This window comes from Streptomyces sp. NRRL S-495, from assembly GCF_000966955.1.
GTDB classification, from domain to species: Bacteria; Actinomycetota; Actinomycetes; order Streptomycetales; family Streptomycetaceae; genus Kitasatospora; species Kitasatospora purpeofusca.
Genome location: NZ_JZWY01001302.1, coordinates 1 through 1,802, shown reverse-complemented (window position 1 = coordinate 1,802; position 1,802 = coordinate 1). Strand labels below are relative to the sequence as shown.

The 1,802-nt window shown below is 76.0% G+C and carries 1 pseudogene; it reads left to right on the top strand.

The features are described 5' to 3' along the window. Nucleotides 1–1,802 (top strand): annotated as a pseudogene (locus tag VR45_RS41335) (hypothetical protein); the annotation flags it as partial.

Below are 1,802 nucleotides of genomic sequence, written 5' to 3'. Positions count from 1 at the left end.
CCTGGTCCTCGGCGGACCTGCTGATCCGCGTCGACGAGGCGCACGACGGCGTCCCGGCCGAGCGCCGGGTGTACCTGGACGACGGCCGGACGTACTACTGGACCGGTGAGGCCGACGGCGTCCGGATCGAGGGACTCTCCCGCGACGGCGCCCACCTGGCCCACCGCCCGACCGGCACCCAGCCGATGACCGACTGGAACCAGCGGCGGGTGCTGCGCACCTCCCCGGACACCGCGACCTGGCTGGGCGACCGCCCGCTGTCTGTCTCCCGGGTGCTGTTCGACTCCGGGCAGGAGGGCCTGCGGATCACCGTGCCCGTGCGCACCGTCGTCGAGGGCCCGGTGACGCCCGAGTACCGGGCGCTCGCCGAGGAGCACGTCCAGCAGCGGGTGAACGACTACGTCCGGGACCGGACGCTGGAGACGGCGGGTCCGGACGGGGTGCCGCCGAGGCTGGTCGCCGTCGTCCTCGACTTCGCCCCTGGGCGTCCGGACGTCTTCTCCGGCGTGCTGGTGCGCCCCGGCTCGGCGTCGGACGTGTCGGACGTCCTGGGCCCGCTGGCCTTCCAGGGCCAGGACCAGGTGTTCAACTCGCTCGTCGCCACCCTGGACGGCCTCGCCACCCCGCACGCCGACCTGGTCGCCCAGCAGGGCGCCCCCCGCGTCCCGGCCGACCTGCGCGAGCCCGGCCCGCTGCGGCCCGGCGAGCACCGGCCCGCCGAGATGGCCGGCTGGGACCAGCAGACCGCACTGGAACTGCGCCACCTGGACACCCGGTTCAGCCAGGAGGCGCTGGCCGCCGACCCGCGCCGGCTGCCCGTCACCCACAGCCTGCCCCGGGAGTGGACGGCCCTCGACGCGCGGTGGGCCGCCGTCCAGGTCCTGCACGAGCACGACGGCGAGTTCGGCCCGACCGTGACCGACATCGTCCACGGCTCCTACGGCGACGTCGACCTCGCGGTCCACGTCGAGAACGGGCGGATCGTCCTGGTCACCGGTGTCGGCGACCAGCGGCACCTGCCGCAGCTGCACGTCCCGCCGCTCGGGGCGGACGCCGAGGTCCAGCCCGCTCCCGCGGTGCCCGCGCGCGGCTCCGGCCGGCCGGCGGCCCCGGGCGAGGCGGCATTCGCACCGCGGGCGCGCGCGCCGCACGTCGCCGGTTCGGACGGGGGCTCGCGGCCCACCACCCCGGGCGGCGACGACAACGCCCTGCCCAGGACGCCCGGCCACGACGAGGACTCCCGGCCGACGACCCCGGGCGACGAGGACAGCGGTTGGCCGACCACGCCGGGCCGGCCCACCACCCCGGGTGACGACGAGTCCGGCTGGCCCACCACCCCGGGCCGGGACGAGGACATGGACCTGGATCTGGACCGGGACCGGGACTCCGACGAGGAGATGGGCTACTACACCGACTCCACGCTCGACTACCTGTCCTCCGACCAGGACATGGAATCGGTGGACGGCTCCTACTCCGGCCGCCGCTCCGTGGACATGGACTCGCGCCGGGACACCGACAGCACCACCGACAGCACCACCGACACCGACGGCGGGGCGGACCGGGTCCGCCCCGCGCACCAGGCACCGGCGCCGGACCTGCGGATCGCCCAGGTCCTCCGGACGGTCGAGGTCGAGGCGCCCGCCGACCGGGCCCTGCACAGCAGCACCAGCACCCACCTGCGCCGCTTCCAGGCCGGCCGGGCCGTCCTGGTGGACGGCTCGCCGGCGGTCGAGGTCGTGGTGCGGGTCCACCTGGACACCTCGGGGCTGCCGGCCGGTCAGGACCACACCGAGTCGCTGGCG